Raw genomic sequence first — 21,747 nt, 5'->3', positions numbered from 1 at the left:
TAGCAAAGGTTAGTTCATAGAACTAACCTTTGTATGTATAAAACTTCCGAATTGCTTAATAAGTTAATAGTGTAATAGGGAATGTTCCCTGTTAAAAGGAGGAACACAATGGAATACGTAATTGAGATGAATAACATTACGAAAGTATTCCCAGGCATTGTAGCGAATGATGATATTACGCTGCAAGTAAAGCAGGGTGAGATACATGCTTTACTTGGAGAAAATGGTGCAGGGAAATCCACATTAATGAATGTACTATTTGGTTTGTACCAACCAGAGCAGGGTGAAATTAAAATTAAAGGTAAACCTGTAAAAATCACAAATCCGAATATAGCAAATGACCTTGGTATTGGAATGGTCCATCAACACTTTATGCTTGTTCATAATTTTACAGTTACAGAGAATATTATTCTCGGAAATGAACCGAAGAAAAAAGGGAAAATTGCTGTTGAGGAAGCTGCTAAAGAAATTCAAAAACTGTCTGAACAATACGGTTTATCTGTAGATCCATATGCGAAAATACAGGATATTTCAGTTGGTATGCAGCAGCGTGTTGAGATTTTGAAAACTCTTTACCGCGGTGCAGAAATTTTAATATTTGATGAACCAACAGCTGTGTTAACACCGCAAGAAATTCATGAGCTAATTCAAATTATGAAAAAGCTTGTGCAAGAAGGAAAATCTATTGTTCTTATTACACATAAGTTGAAAGAAATTATGGAAGTTTGCGATCGTTGTACGATTATTCGTAAAGGAAAAGGGATTGGAACGGTTGACGTTGCAAATACGGATGAAAATAAACTTGCAGAATTAATGGTCGGACGTCAAGTGAATTTTAAAACAGAAAAAATAGACGCGAAGCCAAAAGAAGAGGTACTTTCAATTGCAAACCTTGTTGTTCACGATGCACGTCAACTACCTGCTGTAAAAGGCCTTGACTTAACTGTTCGTGCGGGGGAAATTGTTGGGATTGCAGGGATTGATGGAAACGGACAAAGTGAATTAATAGAAGCAATTACTGGTTTACGAAAAGTTGAGTCAGGTTCTATTGCAATTAAAGGAAAAGAAATAACAAATTGGCCTGTTAGAAGAATAACAGAAGAAGGAATTGGTCATATTCCAGAAGATCGTCATAAACACGGACTCGTTCTTGATTTTTCTGTTAGAGATAATATAGTTCTGCAAACGTATTATAAAAATCCATTTTCAAAGAAAGGGATTTTAAATTTCAGCAAAATTACAGAAAAAGCAAAGGCTCTTATTGAACAGTTTGATGTGCGTACACCTAGTGAGCAAACGTTAGCACGCGCTCTATCTGGGGGGAATCAACAAAAAGCAATTATTGCACGTGAAGTAGACCGAAATCCAGATTTATTAATTGCGGCACAGCCAACACGTGGTTTAGATGTAGGAGCAATTGAATTTATTCATAAGAGATTAATAGAGCAAAGGGATAAAGGAAAAGGTGTATTACTTTTATCATTAGAGTTAGATGAAATCTTAAATGTTAGCGATCGAATTGCTGTTATTTATGAAGGGGAAATTGTAGCAATAGTTGATGCGAAAGAAACGAATGAACAACAGCTTGGATTGTTAATGGCTGGAGGAACAAAGAAGGAGCAGGTGGGTACAAATGGCTAAAAAGCTTTTAACAGAACGAACGATAAATATTTTAGTCCCAGTACTATCCGTTATTTTCGGCTTACTTGTAGGAGCGATTGTAATGCTAGTTAGTGGCTATGATCCAATTGTTGGTTATAGTGCACTTTGGACAGGAATGTTCGGCAGCGCAAGTGCGATTGGTGAAACGCTTCGTACAATGATACCGCTTATTCTTGCTGGCTTATCGGTGGCGTTTGCATTTCGTACAGGTTTATTTAATATCGGGGTAGAGGGTCAATTGTTAGTTGGTTGGCTTGCAGCGGTTTGGTTCGGTTATGCAGTCTCACTACCAGCTTTCCTTCATATTCCATTATCTATTTTATTTGCAGCATTGGTGGGCGGAATTTGGGGCTTCATTCCGGGATATTTAAAAGGGAAGTTTCAAGTGAATGAAGTTATTGTAACTATTATGATGAACTATATCGCGTTGTATGTAACGTATGACATCATTAAGCGTTTCTTACATGCGGGTAATGACAAAACGTATGATATTAAAGAGAGTGCGTCACTATCTTCAGACTGGCTTGCTTCTATTACTGATGGTTCACGTCTACACTGGGGAATTATTGTAGCAATTTTAATCGCTATTTTAATGTGGTTCTTATTAGATCGAACAACTTTAGGTTACGAATTAAAGTCAGTAGGATTTAATCAGCATGCTTCTCAATATGCAGGTATGAAAGTTTCTCGTAATGTAGTATTCTCCATGACAATTGCTGGTGCATTTGCGGGGATTGGTGGAGCGATGGAAGGATTAGGGACATTCCAGAGTATGACAGCGATGTCTTCGTTTACAGGAGTAGGATTTGATGGGATTGCCGTAGCATTACTTGGAGGGAATAATCCGTTTGGTATAATCCTTTCAGCTTTATTATTTGGTGGTTTGAAAAGTGCTTCCCCTCAAATGAACTTTGAGGCAGATGTACCGTCAGAGCTTATTAATGTAATTATTGCATGTATCATCTTCTTTGTTGCATGTAGTTATGTGTTAAGATGGGCGCTTACACGCATGAGCAAGGAGGGGAAATAAATGAGCTTTTTAGATATATTAGCCATTCTTGTGACGGGTACGTTATATACATCGGCACCTATCATTTTCACGGCACTAGGTGGTGTATTTAGTGAACGATCGGGTGTTGTAAATATCGGATTAGAAGGACTAATGCTATTTGGTGCATTTATTGGAGTCGTTACAAACTTATTAATGGGTGATACTTGGGGAACGATGACTCCGTGGATTGCGTTACTATTTGCGGCAATTGGTAGTGGATTATTTGCATTACTTCATGCGGTAGCTTCTATTACATTCCGAGCAGATCAAGTTGTAAGTGGTGTAGCCATTAACTTCTTATCTCTTGGTTTAACAGTATTTGCAATTAAGAAGATTTTTGATAAAGGGCAGACTGACTTTATTCAGTATCGTATTGAAAAGATTGATATTCCAGGCCTTTCGGATATTCCGGTTTTAGGGAAAATATTTTTCTCGAACGTACCAATAACGTCATATATTGCCATTATTTTAGCATTCGTTGTTTGGTATGTTATTTATAAAACACCGTTCGGTCTTCGTCTACGTGCTGTTGGTGAACACCCAATGGCAGCGGATACGATGGGGATTAACGTATATAAAATGCGCTATATTGGAGTCTGTATTTCAGGAGTGTTTGCTGGAATTGGTGGAGCGATTTTTGCAATGTCAATTTCTAATAACTTCTCAGGGGCAACTATTACAGGACAAGGTTTCTTAGCTTTAGCTGCTATGATTTTTGGAAAGTGGAATCCACTAGGCGCACTAGGTGCAGCTCTATTCTTTGGTTTTGCGCAATCTTTAAGTGTAACGGGCGGAACAATCCCTGTATTAGACCAAATTCCAAGTGTTTTATTAACGATATTACCATATGTATTCACAATATTAGCGCTTGTCGGTTTTGTAGGTCGTTCTGAAGCTCCTAAAGCATTAGGAACTCCTTATGAAAAAGGAAAACGATAAGTATTTTATAAGTATAAAAAAGCTCGCACATTAGTGTGGGCTTTTTTACATAGAATATATTTAATACGGAATTTTACTATGTTCCTTACATATTAAAGTTTTTAGAAAGAATCATATGTAAGCATAATAAGGGAGAAAAGTTGATTTTTTATTTCTAAAAACTGTATATTGAAGAGGAATATTCCTATATACGTAAAGGAGGGCTATAAATGAAACTAATGGAACAACAACTACATGAGTTAGGTGGTTTGCGCGTACATATTATTCCGACTGATAAATATAAAACGAATACCTTTGTATTTCGTTTTAAAGCGCCTTTAAATGAGGAGACGGTGACAGAGCGTGCCCTATTGCCATACGTATTGCAAAGTGCGACAGAAAAATTACCTTCTGTAATTCGTCTTCGTCAATATTTAGAAGAATTATACGGATCTTCTTTAGCGGTAGATGTAAGTAAAAAAGGGGAAGACCATATTATCTCCATTTATGTAGACATTGCAAATGAAGTTTATTTACATGATGCACCACCGTTATTTGAAAAAGCGCTTTCTATGTTGTCAGATATTGTGTTACATCCAGCAACGGAGGGGAACGGTTTCCTATCTTCTATCGTAGAAAGTGAAAAAAGAGCACTGTTACAGAGAATTGAAGCTACTTATGATGATAAAATGCGTTATGCAAACGAGCGTTTAATTGAAGAAATGTGCAAAGTAGAACCGTATCGTTTAAGTGCAAATGGAAAAAAAGAGAGTGTTATGTCTATTACAAATGAAAGTTTGTATCAGTATTATCAAAAGGTGTTAGCGGAAGATGAAATGGATCTATATATTATTGGTGATATTTCAGAAAACGCCGTTGATCTTGTAAGTAAGTATTTTTCTATTTCAACTCGTCCAGTGAGAGAAAGAAATGTACTCCTTCATAGACGAAACAATGAAGAAAAAGAAGTTGTTGAAAAACAAGAATTAAAACAAAGTAAATTACACATCGGTTATCGTACATTTGTCACATATAAAGATGAAGATTATTTTGCATTGCAATTGTTCAATGGATTGTTTGGTGGCTTTTCTCATTCGAAGTTATTTGTAAATGTGCGTGAAAAAAATAGTTTAGCGTACTATGCAGCATCGCGCTTTGAAAGTCATAAAGGTTTATTATTTGTTATGTCAGGAATCGAAGCGAAAAATTATGAAAAAGCAGTTGAGATTATTAAAGAACAAATGCTTGCGATGCAAAACGGAGAGTTTTCTGAAGAAGAAATACATCAAACAAAAAGTGTCATCCAAAATCAAATATTAGAGGCAATTGATACACCACGTGGCTTTGTAGAAATGCTATATCATGGTATTATTTCAGATCGTACACGTCCAGTTGAAGAATGGCTTACAGGTATAGAAAGTGTGACGAAAGAAGAAATTGTAAAAGTTGCTAAAAATATTGAACTAGATACAATTTACTTTTTACAAGGAACGGAGGGAGAGTAAATGGAGAAAATTGTTTATGAGCAATTAAAAGAAACACTCTATTATGAAAAACTTCCTAATGGATTAGATGTATATGTTTTACCGAAACAAGGATTTAATAAAACATTTGCGACGTTTACGACGAAATATGGTTCTGTAGATAATACATTTGTACCATTAGGGAAAGAAGAAATGATTCGTGTGCCTGATGGAATTGCACATTTTCTTGAGCATAAATTATTTGAAAAAGAAGATCACGATGCTTTCCAATTGTTTAGTAAACAAGGAGCATCGGCAAATGCTTTTACATCCTTTACACGAACAGCTTACCTTTTTTCATGTACTTCAAACGTAGAACGAAATTTAAATACATTGCTAAACTTCGTGCAAGAGCCTTATTTCTCTGAAAAAACGGTTGAAAAAGAGAAGGGGATAATTGGGCAAGAAATTCAAATGTATCAAGATAACCCAGATTGGCGTTTGTACTTCGGGTTAATTGATAGCTTGTTTGTAAAACACCCAATTAAAATTGATATTGCAGGGACAATCGAATCTATTAGTAAAATTACGAAAGATTTATTGTATGAATGTTATGAAACATTTTATCATCCGAGCAATATGTTATTATTTGTTGTGGGTGCAATTGATCCAGAGAAAACAATGGATTTAGTACGTGAAAATCAAGCGAAAAAAGATTATAAAAACCAGCCAGAAATTGTGCGTTCATTTGAAAAAGAACCAAATGAGGTAAATGAAAAGAAAAAAATTATTTCAATGCCTGTGCAAACACCGAAATGTTTAGTTGGTATTAAAGCGACTAATTTAAAGGAAAAGGGGCAAGCGCTTTTAAAACAAGAAATTGCGCTTACGTTACTCTTAGATTATTTATTTGGAAAAAGTTCTGTTCATTACGAAACTTTATATAATGAAGGGCTTATTGATGATTCATTCTCGTATGACTATACAGAAGAAAATAACTTCGGTTTTGCAATGGTTGGCGGTGATACGAAACAACCTGATGAATTGGCAAATCGTTTAAAAGATATTTTATTAAAAACAGATTATGATCAATTAGATGCGGCGGCATTAGAACGAGTGAAGAAAAAGAAAATTGGTGGTTTTTTACGCTCGTTGAATTCACCAGAATATATTGCAAATCAATTTACACGATACGCGTTTAATGAATCTAGCCTGTTTGACGCATTGACTGTATTAGAAGGACTAACCGTTCAAGACTTACAAGAAGTAGCGAAATTATTGTTATCAGAAGACAAAATGAGTATTTGTCAGGTGTTACCGAAAAAATAAAATTAAAAAGATACCCTCATCTTATCATTGAAAAATTGTAAGATGAGGGTATTATTTAGTTATGTGAAAATTGAACTTGTAGAGATAAGAGAGGGACTTTATGAAAAAGTATGCGTTAGTAACTGGAGGGAGCGGAGGAATTGGCTCTACTATTTCGAAACAATTAATTCAAGATGGATATACAGTTTATGTTCATTACAATAACAATGAAGAAAAGGTATTGGAATTGCAGAAGGCATGGGGAGAAGTTATCCCTGTTCAAGCGAATTTAGCTTCTAGTGATGGAGCAGAGCAATTGTGGGGACAAATTGAACATCCTATTGATGTTATTGTATACGCAGCTGGGAAGAGTATTTTTGGACTAGTAACAGATGTAACAAACGATGAATTGGATTATATGGTAGAACTTCAAGTGAAGAACGTATATAAATTACTTTCTATGGCACTTCCGCCTATGATCGGGAGAAGAAGTGGTAATATTGTAATTGTTTCATCTATATGGGGACAAATAGGGGCTTCTTGTGAAGTGCTTTATTCAATGGTAAAAGGGGCACAAAATTCATATGTGAAAGCTTTAGCGAAAGAAGTTTCTTTAAGTGGATTACGTGTGAATGCAGTAGCACCAGGAGCAATTGAAACGGAAATGTTAAGTGTTTTTTCTGAAGAAGATAAAATGGGAATTGCTGAAGATATACCATTAGGTAGAATAGGATTACCAGAAGAAGTAGCGAAAACAGTTTCATTCCTCGTATCACCAGGAGCGTCTTACATAACTGGACAAATTATCGGAGTGAATGGCGGTTGGCACTGCTAAAAAATTCTTACATAAAAAATGAATAGTTGCACAAATTAAGGATGATTTTATTACTCAATAGTGAGGTGCTTAATTATGTCAGTATTAGATAATTTTGATCAGTGGAAGAGCTTTTTAGGAGAACGTTTAGAGCAAGCGCAAGACAAAGGTTTAGATGGCGGTGCGGTATCAGATATGGCGTTTCGTGTTGGCGACTATCTTGCTAATGAAGTAGAAGGACGCAATGACCAAGAGAAATTATTAGCTGAGCTTTGGAAAGTTGCTGATGAACAGGAGCAACATACAATTGCAAATTTAATGGTTAAGTTCGTACAACATAAGTAAAAGTAGAGAGGAGATTCTCCTCTCTACTTTTTTTGTATAATAATTACACAGGGTAGATTATACATTTAGCTTCCCTATTAAGGTGAAATCATATAATATAGTACGTAGGTGTAAAGTAAGCAAGGGGAGTGATCTTGGATGATTGAATGGTATTTTGAATATGAAATACATAAAAACCGACCTGGCTTGCTTGGTGACGTTTCTTCGTTAATCGGTATGCTCGGCATTAATATTGTCACAATTAATGGTGTAGATAATGCACGACGTGGGTTACTTCTTATGTGTGATAATCAAGAGCAAATCTCTAGACTTGAATCAATTTTAAATACGATGGATAACATAACGGTAACGAAATATCGTCCGCCCAAGCTAAGAGATAAGCTAGCGGTTAGGCATGGTAGGTACATACAACGAGATGCAGATGATAAGAAAACATTTCGATTTGTGCGTGATGAATTAGGCTTACTTGTAGACTTTATGGCAGAAATTATGAAAAAAGAAGGCCATAAACTAATTGGGATACGCGGAATGCCTCGTGTCGGAAAAACAGAATCCATTGTTGCTGCAAGTGTTTGTGCAAATAAAAGGTGGTTATTTGTATCATCTACTCTTATTAAGCAAACTGTTCGTAGTCAATTAATTGAAGATGAGTATAGCGATGACAATATTTTCATCCTAGATGGAATTGTGTCAACGAAGCGTGCTAACGAAAGACATTGGCAGCTCGTTCGTGAAATTATGAGATTGCCTGCAACGAAAGTTGTGGAACATCCTGATGTATTTGTGAGTCAGTCAGAATACACATTGGATGATTTTGATTATATTATCGAGTTGCGTAACGATTATGATGAAGAAATTCAATATAATTTAGTAGATGAAATTGAGCAAGGTACGCAAAATAATTTCTCTATGTTTGACTTTTAAAGAAATATTGAGGTGTTAGTAGTGACGGAATTGGGACAAAAGCTGAAAGAAGCAAGAGAAGCGAAAGGCTTGTCTATTGATCAGCTGCATGAGATTACAAAAATTCAAAAACGCCATTTAGTGGCAATTGAAGAAGGCAATTATGATGTGTTGCCAGGAGCTTTTTATGCGCGTGCATTCATTAAACAATACGCAGATGCGGTTGGATTAAATGGAGAGGAACTGCTCGTAGAACATCAGAGTACGATACCACAATCTGAAAAGCGTGAAGTTCCACAAGTATCAACGGGACAAAAAACACAAGAAACAATGCAAAAATCTTCATCATGGCCAATTGCAGATCACATGCCGAAAATCTTAGTTGCGCTGTTAGTAATCGCAGTTGGAGTGGTAATCTGGTTTGTGTTTCAAGCGTTAACTGGAAAAGATGATGAAAAAGTTCCGAGCGCTCAAAGTGAGAAAATTGAAGTTCAAAAAGCGAAAGATTCTCCGTTAGATACGAAGAAAGATGAAGTGAAAGCGGAAGAGCCAAAAAAAGAGGAACCAAAAAAAGAGGAACCAAAAAAAGAGGAACCAAAAAAAGAGGAACCAAAAAAAGAGGAACCAAAGAAAGAAGAACCAAAGAAAGAGGAGCAACCAGCACAACCAACTGGACAGCAAGAAGTGAAAGTAGTTGGAACAACTGGAAAGGTATCTACTTTGGAAATTCATAATAATAAAACATTAGAACTGGAATTATCGGGTAAAGGTGCGAGTTATGTAGATGTTAAAGATGAAGCTGGGAATGTGATTCTAAACGCTACAGTACAAGAGGGCCAAATAGAAAAACGTGATGTATCAACATTAAAAGAAGTGCGACTTAATATTGGAAATGCAACGAATGTTGAAGTTAAACTGAATGGCCAAGTGGTCGCTTATCCATTGGATCCAGAAAAAGAACTTCACCAAAGATTGGTGATAAAAAACCAAGGGATAGAGCAACCTGCACAATAACAGTCATCGCTTCGATGACTTTTTTTCGATGAACAAATGTTTTTGATATGATGGAGGAATAGCTGTGAATTTACCAAATAAAATTACAATATCTAGAATCTTCTTAATTCCAATTTTTATGGTAATTATGTTAGCACCCTTTGATTGGGGTTCATACAAAATTGGTGATGTTGATTTACCGATTCAACATTTAGTGGGGGCACTTATCTTTATCATTGCTTCAGCTACAGATTGGATTGATGGACATTACGCAAGAAAATATAATCTTGTAACGAATTTAGGGAAGTTTCTTGACCCGTTAGCTGATAAATTACTTGTTTCGGCAGCACTTATTACATTGGTAGAGATGCAATATGTACCGGCTTGGATTGTTATTGTAATTATCAGTCGTGAGTTTGCGGTAACTGGCTTACGTCTTGTACTTGCTGGAACAGGGGAAGTAGTTGCAGCAAACCAGCTAGGAAAAATTAAGACATGGACACAAATTATTGCGATTGCAGCATATTTATTACACGATGTACCTTTAAATTTAATCCATATTCCAGTTGCGGATATCTTCATATGGATTGCATTAATCTTTACTGTTATTTCAGGATGGGATTATTTCTGGAAAAATAGAGCTGCTTTTGTAAACTCAAAATAGAAGTTTATGGGGGAATTGGGATGAATGCTGAGATTATTGCGGTTGGAACTGAATTATTACTTGGACAAATTGCAAATACAAATGCCCAGTTTTTATCTGAAAAGTTAGCTTCAATCGGAATTAACGTGTACTATCATACTGTTGTTGGTGATAATAATAAGCGATTGCAAAAGGCGATTGAAGCTGCGGAAGAACGTGCTGATATACTTATTTTCACAGGTGGATTAGGACCGACAAAAGATGATTTAACGAAAGAAACGATAGCTACTAGTTTAGATGAAGAGCTTGTGTATGATGAAAAGGCATTAGCCTTAATAAGTAATTACTTTAAGCGTACAGGCCGTGAATTTACGGAGAATAATAAAAAGCAAGCGCTCGTTTTAAATGGAGCAACAGTATTTGCAAATGACCACGGTATGGCGCCGGGTATGGGGGTAAATAAGAACGGAAAAGTTTATATTTTATTACCAGGGCCACCAAAAGAGATGAAACCAATGTATGTAAGTTACGTAGAGCCTTTTTTACGTAATTTTACAACAGGAGAAAACATTTATTCTCGTGTGCTTCGTTTCTTCGGTATTGGGGAGTCCCAATTAGAGGTGAAAGTTCAAGATTTAATTGATGGACAAACAAACCCAACAATTGCCCCATTAGCAAATGATGGAGAAGTGACATTACGTTTAACCGCTAAGCATCAAAATGTTAGCGAAGCGGAGAAACTAATTCAATATGTGGAAGATTTGATTTTAGAAAGAGTAGGAGAATTTTTCTACGGATATGACCAAGAATTTTTGCATTATAAGGCAATCGAGTTATTGAAGAGAAAAGGGTTAACTTTAGCGTGTGCAGAAAGTTTAACAGGTGGTCTTTTTGGAAATCAAGTAACTGAAAACGCTGGTGTTTCTTCTGTGTTTAAAGGCGGTGTCATTTGTTATCATAATGATGTGAAGCAACATGTTTTACGTGTGCCTGAAGAAGTGTTGCATACTGATGGTGCAGTTAGTAAAGAATGTGCTCGTTATCTTGCTGAAAATGTTAAGGATGTACTAAAAGCGGATATCGGAATTAGTTTCACTGGTGTAGCAGGGCCAGATGCTTCAGAACAGAAAGAACCAGGAACAGTATTTGTTGGGCTTTCTATTAAGGATGAACCAACTGTAGTCTTTCCTCTTAATTTAAGCGGAAGTCGTCAACAAATTAGAGAACGAACAGCAAAATATGGATTTTATCATTTATATAAAAAGCTAGAAGAGATATAAGTTTCTTCTAGTTTTTTTACGGTTAAATTTAGATATTATTTGATAGAAAATAAAAAAATCGAATAAATGTTCGATTTTTGTTGGCAAATTGAATTGAAAATAGGTATAATAAGATTAGCAATTCAGTTAAGGAGGAATTTTGAATGAGTGATCGTCAAGCAGCGTTAGATATGGCGTTAAAACAAATAGAGAAGCAATTCGGTAAAGGTTCAATTATGAAATTAGGAGAACAAGCGGAGCGTAGAGTTTCTACAGTTTCTAGTGGTTCTTTAGCACTTGATGTGGCACTAGGGGTAGGCGGATATCCACGTGGCCGTATTATCGAAATTTACGGACCTGAAAGTTCAGGTAAAACGACAGTTTCATTACATGCAATTGCAGAAGTACAACGTCAAGGTGGACAAGCAGCATTCATCGATGCGGAGCACGCAATGGATCCTGTATATGCACAAAAATTAGGCGTTAACATAGATGAATTACTATTATCACAGCCTGATACAGGGGAGCAAGGATTAGAAATCGCGGAAGCACTTGTACGAAGTGGTGCGGTTGATATTATCGTAATTGACTCTGTAGCAGCTCTTGTACCGAAAGCAGAGATTGAAGGCGACATGGGTGACTCACACGTAGGTTTACAAGCACGTTTAATGTCACAAGCACTTCGTAAGCTTTCAGGAGCAATCAACAAATCAAAAACAATTGCAATCTTTATTAACCAAATTCGTGAAAAAGTTGGGGTTATGTTCGGAAACCCAGAAACAACTCCAGGTGGTCGTGCGTTGAAATTCTATTCAACTGTCCGTCTTGAAGTGCGTCGTGCGGAGCAATTAAAGCAAGGTAACGACATCGTTGGTAATAAAACAAAAGTAAAAGTAGTGAAAAATAAAGTAGCACCACCATTCCGTGTTGCTGAAGTTGATATTATGTACGGAGAAGGTATTTCAAGAGAAGGTGAAATCTTGGATATGGCTTCTGAGCTTGATATCGTTCAAAAGAGCGGTGCTTGGTATTCTTATAATGAAGAACGCCTAGGACAAGGTCGTGAAAATTCGAAGCAGTTCTTAAAAGAAAATACAGATTTAAGAGAAGAAATTGCCTTCTTTATTCGTGAGCATCACGGAATTAGTGAAGATTCTGGTGCTGAGGGCGCAGAAGATTCAACTCTTCTTGATTAAAAAAATAAAAGACACGGCCTCGTGTCTTTTATTTTTTTATCTACTATTAAGGAGCATAATATTATAGATAAAAAATATTTTTTTACTTCAAATGCGTTGTGTAAAGAGGGATATTTAAATATTTTAAGTAAAAGAAATGGGAATTACTAAGGTTTTCCAGTATAGTAGGCTCCTTACTTTTAAAATTTAGGTCACATTCAAGGCTGAAGGCAAAGAAAGTAAAAGTAGACAACGCTTGACAATGAAAATTACGATAGATACAATGAGAATGTATATTTTTTCTTATATACAATATACTCTTCTCAAGAAGAGAAGTAATATTCGGAGTAAGGTTTAAATCTTACCGAAATAATAATATGACATTTTAATTGTGAAATGAAGAAAGTCCCTTAAAAAAGCGGGACGACGGTCTTTGCTGTATGTTGTAATTCAATGTACATGCCGACAGTCTTTTTTCATTCATAGCAAGGGGAGGTGAAATCATGACGAGTACAGTTTGGATACTCATCTCCATTTTGCTTGCAACAGTCGGTGCAGTTGTTGGCTTTTTTGTTCGAAAGTCTATTGCTGAAGCGAAGATTAATGGTGCGGCTAATGAAGCGAGACGTATTTTAGACGAAGCGAATCGTGATGCTGAAGCACTTAAGAAAGAAGCGCTTTTAGAAGCAAAGGATGAAATTCATACACTTCGTACAGAAGCTGAATTAGAAATTCGTGACCGTAGAAGCGAATTACAAAAACAAGAAAATCGTTTAATGCAAAAAGAAGAGAACCTTGATCGTAAAGACGAAACGCTCGATAAACGCGAGCAACAGTTAGAGAAGAAAGAGGAATCTCTTGTAGCGAGACAACAACAGATTGAAGAGTTGGAAAGCAAAGTGGGAGAGTTAGTTCAAAAGCAACAAACAGAATTAGAGCGCATTTCCAATCTGACACGCGAACAAGCGAAAGCAATTATTCTTGGTAAAGTAGAAAGTGAAGTTTCTCATGAAATCGCTGTTATGGTAAAAGAAAGTGAAGTTCGCGCGAAAGAAGAAGCGGATAAGAAAGCAAAAGAGATTTTATCTCTTGCAATGCAAAGATGTGCAGCTGATCATGTTGCTGAAACAACCGTTTCGGTTGTAAATCTTCCAAATGACGAAATGAAGGGACGTATTATCGGGCGTGAAGGTCGTAATATTCGTACGTTAGAAACGTTAACGGGTATTGACTTAATTATCGATGATACACCAGAGGCGGTAATCCTTTCTGGATTCGACCCAATTCGTCGTGAAACAGCTCGTATCGCTCTTGATAAACTAGTACAGGACGGACGTATTCACCCAGCGCGTATTGAAGAGATGGTCGAAAAATCAAGACGTGAAGTGGACGAGTATATTCGCGAAGTCGGAGAGCAAACAACGTTTGAAGTGGGTGTTCACGGATTACATCCAGATTTAATTAAAATTTTAGGTCGTTTAAAATACCGTACAAGTTATGGTCAAAACGTCTTAAAACACTCTATGGAAGTTGCATATTTAACTGGACTTATGGCGGCAGAGCTTGGCGAGGATGAAAAACTAGCAAGACGTGCAGGTCTATTACATGATATCGGAAAAGCGATTGACCATGAAGTAGAAGGAAGCCACGTTGAAATTGGTGTTGAACTTGCAACGAAATATAAAGAGCATCCTGTAGTTATAAACAGTATCGCATCTCACCATGGTGACACAGAACCAACTTCTATCATTGCAGTTTTAGTTGCAGCAGCAGATGCTTTATCAGCTGCAAGACCGGGAGCTCGTAGTGAAACACTTGAAAACTATATTCGTCGTCTTGAAAAGTTAGAAGAGATTTCAGAGTCTTATGAAGGCGTTGAAAAGTCATTTGCAATTCAAGCAGGACGTGAAGTTCGTATTTTGGTAAAACCAGATACAATCGATGACTTAGAAGCTCATCGCTTAGCTCGTGATATCCGAAAACGTATTGAAAATGAACTGGATTACCCAGGACATATTAAAGTAACTGTTATTCGTGAAACACGTGCAGTGGAATACGCAAAATAAAGTGGTGAAACACCACTTTATTTTTTTGTGTTGGAATTGGATAAAATAAAGACAGTTAGTTATATAGTATAAAAGTGAAACAAACTTATAATAAACATATTATAAGGAATTTACTTGATGCTATAGCAATAAAAAATGCAGTACATAGAAAGGGTAAGACATATGAGAATATTATTTGTTGGGGATGTAGTAGGATCTCCTGGTAGAGGTATGATTCAACAATACGTACCGGCATTAAAGAAAAAATATACACCTACAGTAACAATCATTAATGGAGAAAACGCAGCAGGTGGCCGTGGGATTACAGAAAAAATATATCGAAACTTTTTAGAATGTGGGGCGCAAGCAGTTACACTTGGAAACCACGCTTGGGATAATCGTGAAGTATTTGAATTCATCGATGATGCAAAATATCTTGCAAGACCAGCTAACTTCCCAGAAGGAACTCCAGGAAAAGGACTTATCTTTGTGAACTGTAATGGAACAGAAGTTGCAGTTATTAACTTACAAGGACGTACTTTCCTTCCTCCGATTGATTGTCCATTCCGTAAAGTGGATGAATTAATTAATATTGCGAAAAAACGTACGAATATTATCTTTGTTGATTTCCATGCGGAGACTACAAGTGAAAAACAAGCGCTAGGTTGGTATGTAGATGGGCGTGCTACAGCAGTAGTAGGTACGCATACGCATGTCCCTACAGCAGATAACCGTATTTTACCAAGCGGAACAGCATACATTACAGATGTTGGGATGACAGGGCCATATGACGGAATATTAGGTATGGACAGAGAAGCAGTATTGAAGAAGTTTTTAACAAACTTACCAGTACGATTTGAAGTAACAAATGGTAGAACGCAATTAAGTGCAGTGTTAATTGATGTGGATCCAAATACAGGAAAAGCAAAGAAAATTGAACGTATTTTAATTAATGACGATCAACCATTTTTTGAGTAAATTCTCGTTAAATTTTAGATAAGTTATTATATTTTAATTTTTTAGAAAAATTACGAAAATTTAGCAGGAATACGCGCCATTCCTCGTGAATATAAGTTAAAGTGAAATAATTGCTAATACTTTTTAAAGAAACGAGGAGGAAACGCGGAATGGAAATATTAAAAGTTAAAGCAACGTCGGTCCCTAATTCTGTAGCTGGTGCACTTGCAGGTGTTATTCGCGAACGCGGAACAGCAGAAATTCAAGCTATTGGTGCAGGTGCATTGAACCAAGCGGTAAAGGCAGTAGCAATTGCAAGAGGATTTGTAGCGCCTAGTGGTTTGGACCTGATTTGTATCCCAGCGTTTACAGATATTATGATTGATGGCGAAGAGCGTACAGCAATAAAATTAATTGTAGAACCTCGTTAAGTTTTAAACAACCTGTTTGCAGTATGCAAACAGGTTGTTTTTATAATGGAGGAATGAAAATGAAAATTTTTGATGCTCATTGTGACGTGCTTCTTCAGTTATGGAGTGCACAAGGGAAAAGGAATTTTAACGATGATTCACAATTACATATTACATTTGAACAGTTAAAGAGAAGAAAAGGAAGTATACAATGTTTTGCTATATATGTACCAGAAACAGTGGCATATGAAAACCGATTTGAAGCAGCATTACAAATGGTAGATATTTTTTATAATGAAATTTTATCCCTACCAGGTGTAAAGTTTATTCAGACAAAAGATGATATTAACATGTTAAAACAGGACGAGGTTGGAGCGATATTAACACTAGAAGGATGCGAAGCAATTGGAAAAGAAGCAATGAAATTACGGTTGTTGTATCGCCTGGGAGTACGTTCTTTTGGACTAACATGGAATTATGCCAATCTCTTAGCTGATGGTGCGCTAGAGACACGTGGGGCGGGTTTAACGAATTTTGGTAAACAGGTTGTACAAGAACTGAATGCGCTACATGTATGGACTGATGTGTCTCATCTGAATGAAAGAAGTTTTTGGGATGTTATAGAGATTGCAAAAAATCCTATTGCTTCCCACTCAAATTGTATGAAACTTTGCGAGCACCCACGTAATTTAAACGATGAACAACTTAAAGCTCTTATAAAGAAAAATGGCATGATCGGTGTCACTTTTGTACCGCAGTTTCTAACGAATGAAAATGAAGCAAATATAACAGATATAGTAAGACATATCGAATATATTTGTTCATTAGGTGGAGAGTACAATATAGGATTTGGTTCAGATTTTGATGGGATTTTAGAAACAGTTGTAAATGTATCAGTTTATCGAGATTATGAAAATGTAATGAATGAGCTTTGTAAACACTATGCTGCATCTACTGTAGAACGATTTTTATATGATAATTTTGTAGAACATATGAGTTTTTAAGTTTTGGTTTAAAATTCAGAAAAATTAAAATTAATTCATTTGATTTTATTGCTTTTTTTAAGACCTAATACTAGAATGAAAAACAAAATAGCTTTATACTAAAGATTCAGGGAAATCAGAAGAGGCATAATTTGCGTCCGTTGTAGTTTATTTGCATAAAAAATGCTAAACTATTACTGTAAAAAAATACACTACAATGAATGCAGCCAAAAGGGGTGTAGGAGATGATTAGTCAACTTTCATGGAAAGTTGGAGGCCAACAAGGTGAAGGAATTGAAAGTACAGGAGAAATCTTCTGTATTGCATTAAACCGATTAGGATATTACCTATACGGTTACCGCCACTTCTCATCACGTATAAAAGGCGGCCATACAAATAATAAAATTCGTGTAAGTACAACAGAAGTACGAGCGATCTCAGATGATTTAGATATTTTAATTGCTTTTGACCAAGAAACAATTGATTTTAATTTCCACGAACTACGTCCAGGTGGAATTGTAGTTGCGGATGCGAAATTTAATCCAACAATACCTGACAATACAGATGTAAATCTATATGTGATACCGTTTACAGATATTGCTTCAGAATTAGGCACATCATTAATGAAAAACATGGTTGCTGTTGGAGCATCAAGTGCAGTATTAGGATTAGATGAAACAGCTTATTTAGATGTTGTTGAAGAAATCTTTGGTCGTAAAGGAGAGCAAGTCGTTCAAAAGAATATGGACGCAATTAAACGCGGCTCTCAATATATGAAAGAATTACTAGGTGAGAAAGTAAACATGATGCAGCTTGAAAAAGCTGATGGTAAAAAACGCATGTTTATGATTGGAAACGATGCAATCGCATTTGGTGCGGTAGCTGGTGGTGCTCGTTTTATGTCAGCATACCCAATCACACCTGCATCAGAAATTATGGAATACTTAATTAAAAAATTACCGAAAGTCGGCGGAACAGTAATCCAAACTGAGGATGAAATCGCAGCTTGTACAATGGCAATCGGTGCAAACTATGCTGGTGTTCGTACATTAACGGCATCTGCTGGTCCAGGTCTTTCATTAATGATGGAAGCAATCGGTTTAGCAGGTATTACAGAAACTCCATTAGTAATTGTTGATACACAACGTGGCGGCCCAAGTACAGGATTACCAACTAAGCAAGAACAGTCTGACTTAATGGCGATGATTTACGGTACGCATGGTGAAATTCCAAAAATCGTAATGGCGCCAAGTACAGTTGAAGAAGCTTTCTATGACATTGTAGAAGCATTTAACTTATCTGAAGAATATCAAGTTCCTGTTATTTTCTTAACAGATTTACAGCTTTCTTTAGGAAAACAAACAGTAGAACTACTTAAATTAGATAAAGTGGAAATTCGTCGTGGTAAGCTTGATTTAGAAGTAGAATTACCAGAACGTGAAAATAAAGCATACTTCAAGCGTTATGAAGTAACAGAAGACGGCGTTTCACCACGTGTTTTACCTGGTATGAAAAATGGTGTTCACCATGTTACAGGTGTAGAACATGATGAAACTGGAAAACCATCGGAATCAGCAATAAACCGTAAAGATCAAATGGACAAACGTTTCCGTAAAATGGAGAACTTGAAGTTTAATACCCCTGTTTATAAAAATGTTAAGCATGAAGAAGCAGACGTATTGCTTGTTGGATTTAACTCAACTCGTGGTGCGATCGAAGAGGCAATGACGCGTTTAGAACAAGAGGGTATGAAAGTAAACCATGCTCATGTGCGTTTAATTCACCCGTTCCCAACAGCTGAAATCGATCCACTTGTGAAAAAGGCGAAGCGTGTTGTAGTAGTAGAAAACAATGCAACAGGTCAGCTTGCTAACATTATGAAAATGAATCTTGGTAATGGTGAGAAAATTTCTAGTCTTTTAAAATATGATGGAAACCCATTCTTGCCGAAAGAGATTTACAACGAATGCAAAAAAGGGGTTGTATTAAATGGCAACATTTAAGGACTTTCGTAACAGTGTAAAGCCAAACTGGTGCCCAGGTTGCGGAGACTTCTCAGTGCAAGCTGCAATTCAACGTGCGGCAGCTAACGTTGGCCTAAATCCAGATGAACTTGCTGTTATTTCTGGTATCGGCTGTTCAGGCCGTATTTCAGGTTATATTAATTCATATGGTGTGCATAGTATTCATGGTCGTGCCCTTCCAATTGCGCAAGGTGTGAAAATGGCAAATCGTGATTTAACAGTTATCGCTTCAGGTGGTGACGGTGATGGGTTTGCGATTGGTATGGGTCATACAATCCATTCTATTCGTCGTAATATCGACATTACGTACATCGTAATGGATAACCAAATTTACGGATTAACAAAAGGGCAAACTTCACCACGTAGTGAAGCTGGATTTAAAACGAAAAGCACACCACAAGGTTCAATTGAACCATCACTAAATGTAATGGAAATGGCCTTAACAGCTGGTGCGACATTTGTGGCGCAAAGCTTTTCGAGTGATTTAAAAGAATTAACACAAATTATTGAAGCTGGTATTAACCATAAAGGATTTTCATTAATTAACGTATTTAGCCCATGTGTTACTTACAATAAAGTAAATACTTACGATTGGTTTAAAGAGAATTTAACGAAACTAAGCACAGTAGAGGGATATGATCCATCTAATCGCATGATGGCTATGCAAACTTTAATGGAAAATAACGGTTTAGTAACAGGGTTAATTTATCAAAATACTAAGCAACCATCATATCAAGAACTTGTTAAAGGCTATAGTGAAGAGCCTTTAGTGAAATCTGATTTAAATATGGATCAGAAAATGTTTGATGAGCTTGTTGCTGAATTTATGTAATGTAAGAAGAGGAGGTTGCCGATTTGGTAACCTTTTTTTATGTACAAAAATATAGGGTAGCCTTATTTACTTAGAAAATTCAGAATGATAAAATAATATATAAATCGTTGTATGAAAATGGCAAGTTCATTGCTTATGAAATGTAAGATAATAAAGGGCCTCTTTATTGTTAAAATTGGCGAAATACATCATACTATGGTAATGTTTATAGGGATAAAGCAATATGCTTTTTGGTAGGACAACAAGAAATGATAAAAAGGGAATGTCTATTTGCGTGGGGAAGACTTCATTCTTATGAATGATTAGATTGATTACTCAAGTTTCAAAGGACAAGTTATTTCTCAAGCTATCTAACCATTTTTGAGGTGAGTCTAGGCGCATTAAAATGGACTATAGAGTATGTATAGTTAAGGGTGAAAGGAGATTACCGATGAACGAGCAACAACGATTAGCAAGTCAACAAGCAAATTCCTCTACGAAAAAAGAAGAGAAAGATTATAGTAAATACTTTGAAAATGTATATCAACCACCTTCCTTAAAGGATGCGAAAAAGCGTGGGAAAGAAGAAGTTAAAATTGAACGGGATTTTGGCTTACCTGAAGAGTTTCGCAATTTTGGTACAGGAAGAAAGTTCTATATTCGTACATATGGTTGTCAAATGAATGAGCATGATACGGAAGTAATGGCAGGTATTTTCACCGCACTTGGATATGAACCAACTTTTTCAACTGAGGATGCAGATGTAGTTTTATTAAACACTTGTGCAATTCGTGAAAATGCTGAAAATAAGGTGTTTGGTGAGCTAGGCCATTTAAAGTCACTCAAACGAAGAAATCCAGACCTTTTAATTGGTGTATGTGGTTGTATGTCTCAAGAGGAATCTGTTGTAAATAAAATTATGCAAAAAAATCAGCATGTAGATATGGTATTTGGAACGCATAATATTCATAGATTACCGTACATTCTAAAAGATGCGATGTTCTCGAAAGAGACGGTAGTTGAAGTATGGTCAAAAGAAGGTGACGTAATTGAAAACCTTCCGAAAGTACGTCGTGGTGATATTAAAGCTTGGGTAAATATTATGTATGGCTGTGATAAATTCTGTACGTATTGTATTGTACCGTATACACGCGGAAAAGAGCGAAGTAGACGTCCAGAAGATATTATCCAAGAGATTCGTCATTTAGCTGCAAATGGTTATAAAGAAATTACTTTACTTGGTCAAAACGTAAATGCATATGGTAAAGACTTTGAAGATATAGAATACGGTCTTGGCGATTTAATGGACGAACTTCGTAAAGTTGATATTGCCCGTATTCGTTTTACAACGAGCCATCCACGTGATTTCGATGATCACTTAATTGAAGTGCTTGGAAAAGGTGGCAACCTAGTAGAACATATCCATTTACCAGTTCAATCTGGAAGTACGGATATGTTGAAAATTATGGCACGTAAATATTCGCGTGAGCATTATTTAGAACTTGTAAGAAAAATTAAAGAAGCAATTCCAGATGCAGTATTAACAACAGATATTATCGTTGGTTTTCCAAATGAAACAGATGAGCAATTTGAAGAAACGATGTCGTTATATCGTGAAGTAGGGTTTGATACTGCCTTTACATTCATTTACTCTCCTCGCGAAGGTACACCAGCTGCAAAAATGAAAGATAATGTACCGATGGAAGTAAAGAAAGAACGTCTTCAACGCTTAAATACACTAGTAAATACGTTGGCAATTGAAAAGAATAGTCGTTACAAAGGTCAAATTGTAGAAGTGTTAGTTGATGGGGAAAGTAAAAATAATCCGGAAGTACTTGCAGGTTATACTCGTACGAATAAACTTGTAAACTTCGTCGCTTCAAAATCTTTAATTGGTCAGCTTGTGAAAGTAAAAATAACGGAAGCAAAAACTTGGTCTCTTAACGGGGAATTAGTTGAAGAGCCGATTGAGGTGAAATAATA

General features: G+C 36.3%; 19 protein-coding genes. All 19 read left to right on the top strand.

Going from position 1 to position 21,747, the window contains the following annotated elements:
• Positions 1–108 precede the first annotated feature (108 nt).
• The 19 genes from V6946_RS19990 to miaB all read left to right on the top strand — a co-directional run bounded on the left by V6946_RS19990 (position 109) and on the right by miaB (position 21,745).
• The gene (locus V6946_RS19990; protein WP_000456914.1) at positions 109–1,641 is read left to right on the top strand and encodes an ABC transporter ATP-binding protein; all 1,533 of its coding nucleotides are present in this window, start codon (positions 109–111) and stop codon (positions 1,639–1,641) included.
• Positions 1,634–2,692 carry an ABC transporter permease gene (locus tag V6946_RS19985; protein WP_001085254.1) on the top strand — a complete coding sequence of 353 codons (1,059 nt, stop codon included), beginning with the start codon at positions 1,634–1,636 and terminating at the stop codon, positions 2,690–2,692. Before V6946_RS19990 ends, V6946_RS19985 begins: the two co-directional genes overlap by 8 nt.
• Entirely contained in the window at positions 2,693–3,652 is a 960-nt protein-coding gene (locus V6946_RS19980; RefSeq protein WP_000008857.1) for an ABC transporter permease, read from the top strand.
• Positions 3,653–3,861: 209 nt separating this feature from the next.
• The gene (gene yfmF, locus V6946_RS19975; protein WP_000772418.1) at positions 3,862–5,136 is read left to right on the top strand and encodes an EF-P 5-aminopentanol modification-associated protein YfmF; all 1,275 of its coding nucleotides are present in this window, start codon (positions 3,862–3,864) and stop codon (positions 5,134–5,136) included.
• A complete protein-coding gene (gene yfmH, locus V6946_RS19970) occupies positions 5,137–6,423 on the top strand; it encodes an EF-P 5-aminopentanol modification-associated protein YfmH (RefSeq protein ID WP_000411980.1) in 1,287 nt (428 codons plus the stop codon).
• Between the two features lie 100 nt (positions 6,424–6,523).
• Complete coding sequence (gene ymfI / locus V6946_RS19965; RefSeq protein WP_006928385.1) at positions 6,524–7,237, top strand: elongation factor P 5-aminopentanone reductase; 714 nt, start codon at positions 6,524–6,526, stop codon at positions 7,235–7,237.
• A gap of 75 nt (positions 7,238–7,312) precedes the next feature.
• Positions 7,313–7,561 carry a DUF3243 domain-containing protein gene (locus V6946_RS19960; protein ID WP_000114450.1) on the top strand — a complete coding sequence of 83 codons (249 nt, stop codon included), beginning with the start codon at positions 7,313–7,315 and terminating at the stop codon, positions 7,559–7,561.
• Positions 7,562–7,699: 138 nt separating this feature from the next.
• Positions 7,700–8,485, top strand: a complete 786-nt coding sequence (locus V6946_RS19955; protein WP_000574107.1) for a DUF3388 domain-containing protein — start codon at positions 7,700–7,702, stop codon at positions 8,483–8,485.
• Positions 8,486–8,506: 21 nt separating this feature from the next.
• Positions 8,507–9,478, top strand: coding sequence for a helix-turn-helix domain-containing protein (locus V6946_RS19950; RefSeq protein WP_406622102.1), 972 nt, complete (start codon positions 8,507–8,509; stop codon positions 9,476–9,478).
• 64 nt (positions 9,479–9,542) lie between these two features.
• The gene (gene pgsA, locus V6946_RS19945) at positions 9,543–10,121 is read left to right on the top strand and encodes a CDP-diacylglycerol--glycerol-3-phosphate 3-phosphatidyltransferase (RefSeq protein ID WP_001052967.1); all 579 of its coding nucleotides are present in this window, start codon (positions 9,543–9,545) and stop codon (positions 10,119–10,121) included.
• A gap of 20 nt (positions 10,122–10,141) precedes the next feature.
• On the top strand, positions 10,142–11,380 hold the full coding sequence (cinA, locus tag V6946_RS19940) for a competence/damage-inducible protein CinA (RefSeq protein WP_006928395.1): 1,239 nt from the start codon (positions 10,142–10,144) through the stop codon (positions 11,378–11,380).
• Between the two features lie 143 nt (positions 11,381–11,523).
• A complete protein-coding gene (gene recA, locus V6946_RS19935; RefSeq protein ID WP_001283860.1) occupies positions 11,524–12,555 on the top strand; it encodes a recombinase RecA in 1,032 nt (343 codons plus the stop codon).
• A gap of 482 nt (positions 12,556–13,037) precedes the next feature.
• Positions 13,038–14,600 carry a ribonuclease Y gene (rny, locus tag V6946_RS19930; RefSeq protein ID WP_000204911.1) on the top strand — a complete coding sequence of 521 codons (1,563 nt, stop codon included), beginning with the start codon at positions 13,038–13,040 and terminating at the stop codon, positions 14,598–14,600.
• A 162-nt stretch (positions 14,601–14,762) separates the two neighbouring features.
• Positions 14,763–15,557 (top strand): TIGR00282 family metallophosphoesterase, encoded by a 795-nt coding sequence (locus tag V6946_RS19925; protein WP_001221095.1) that lies wholly within the window; start codon positions 14,763–14,765, stop codon positions 15,555–15,557.
• Positions 15,558–15,706: 149 nt separating this feature from the next.
• Positions 15,707–15,967, top strand: coding sequence for a stage V sporulation protein SpoVS (gene spoVS / locus V6946_RS19920; RefSeq protein WP_000404341.1), 261 nt, complete (start codon positions 15,707–15,709; stop codon positions 15,965–15,967).
• 59 nt (positions 15,968–16,026) lie between these two features.
• On the top strand, positions 16,027–16,950 hold the full coding sequence (locus V6946_RS19915) for a dipeptidase (protein WP_000688045.1): 924 nt from the start codon (positions 16,027–16,029) through the stop codon (positions 16,948–16,950).
• Positions 16,951–17,174: 224 nt separating this feature from the next.
• Positions 17,175–18,932, top strand: a complete 1,758-nt coding sequence (locus V6946_RS19910; protein WP_366981322.1) for a 2-oxoacid:acceptor oxidoreductase subunit alpha — start codon at positions 17,175–17,177, stop codon at positions 18,930–18,932.
• A complete protein-coding gene (locus V6946_RS19905) occupies positions 18,919–19,785 on the top strand; it encodes a 2-oxoacid:ferredoxin oxidoreductase subunit beta (protein ID WP_000190155.1) in 867 nt (288 codons plus the stop codon). Before V6946_RS19910 ends, V6946_RS19905 begins: the two co-directional genes overlap by 14 nt.
• 430 nt (positions 19,786–20,215) lie before the next feature.
• On the top strand, positions 20,216–21,745 hold the full coding sequence (gene miaB, locus V6946_RS19900) for a tRNA (N6-isopentenyl adenosine(37)-C2)-methylthiotransferase MiaB (protein WP_001005378.1): 1,530 nt from the start codon (positions 20,216–20,218) through the stop codon (positions 21,743–21,745).
• Positions 21,746–21,747: the final 2 nt, after the last annotated feature.

It is taken from the genome of Bacillus sp. PPSBB_2 (genome assembly GCF_045291115.1).
GTDB lineage: Bacteria > Bacillota > Bacilli > Bacillales > Bacillaceae_G > Bacillus_A > Bacillus_A cereus.
The sequence above is the reverse complement of the archived record's forward strand: the minus strand, read 5'-3'. Positions and strand labels throughout refer to the sequence as shown.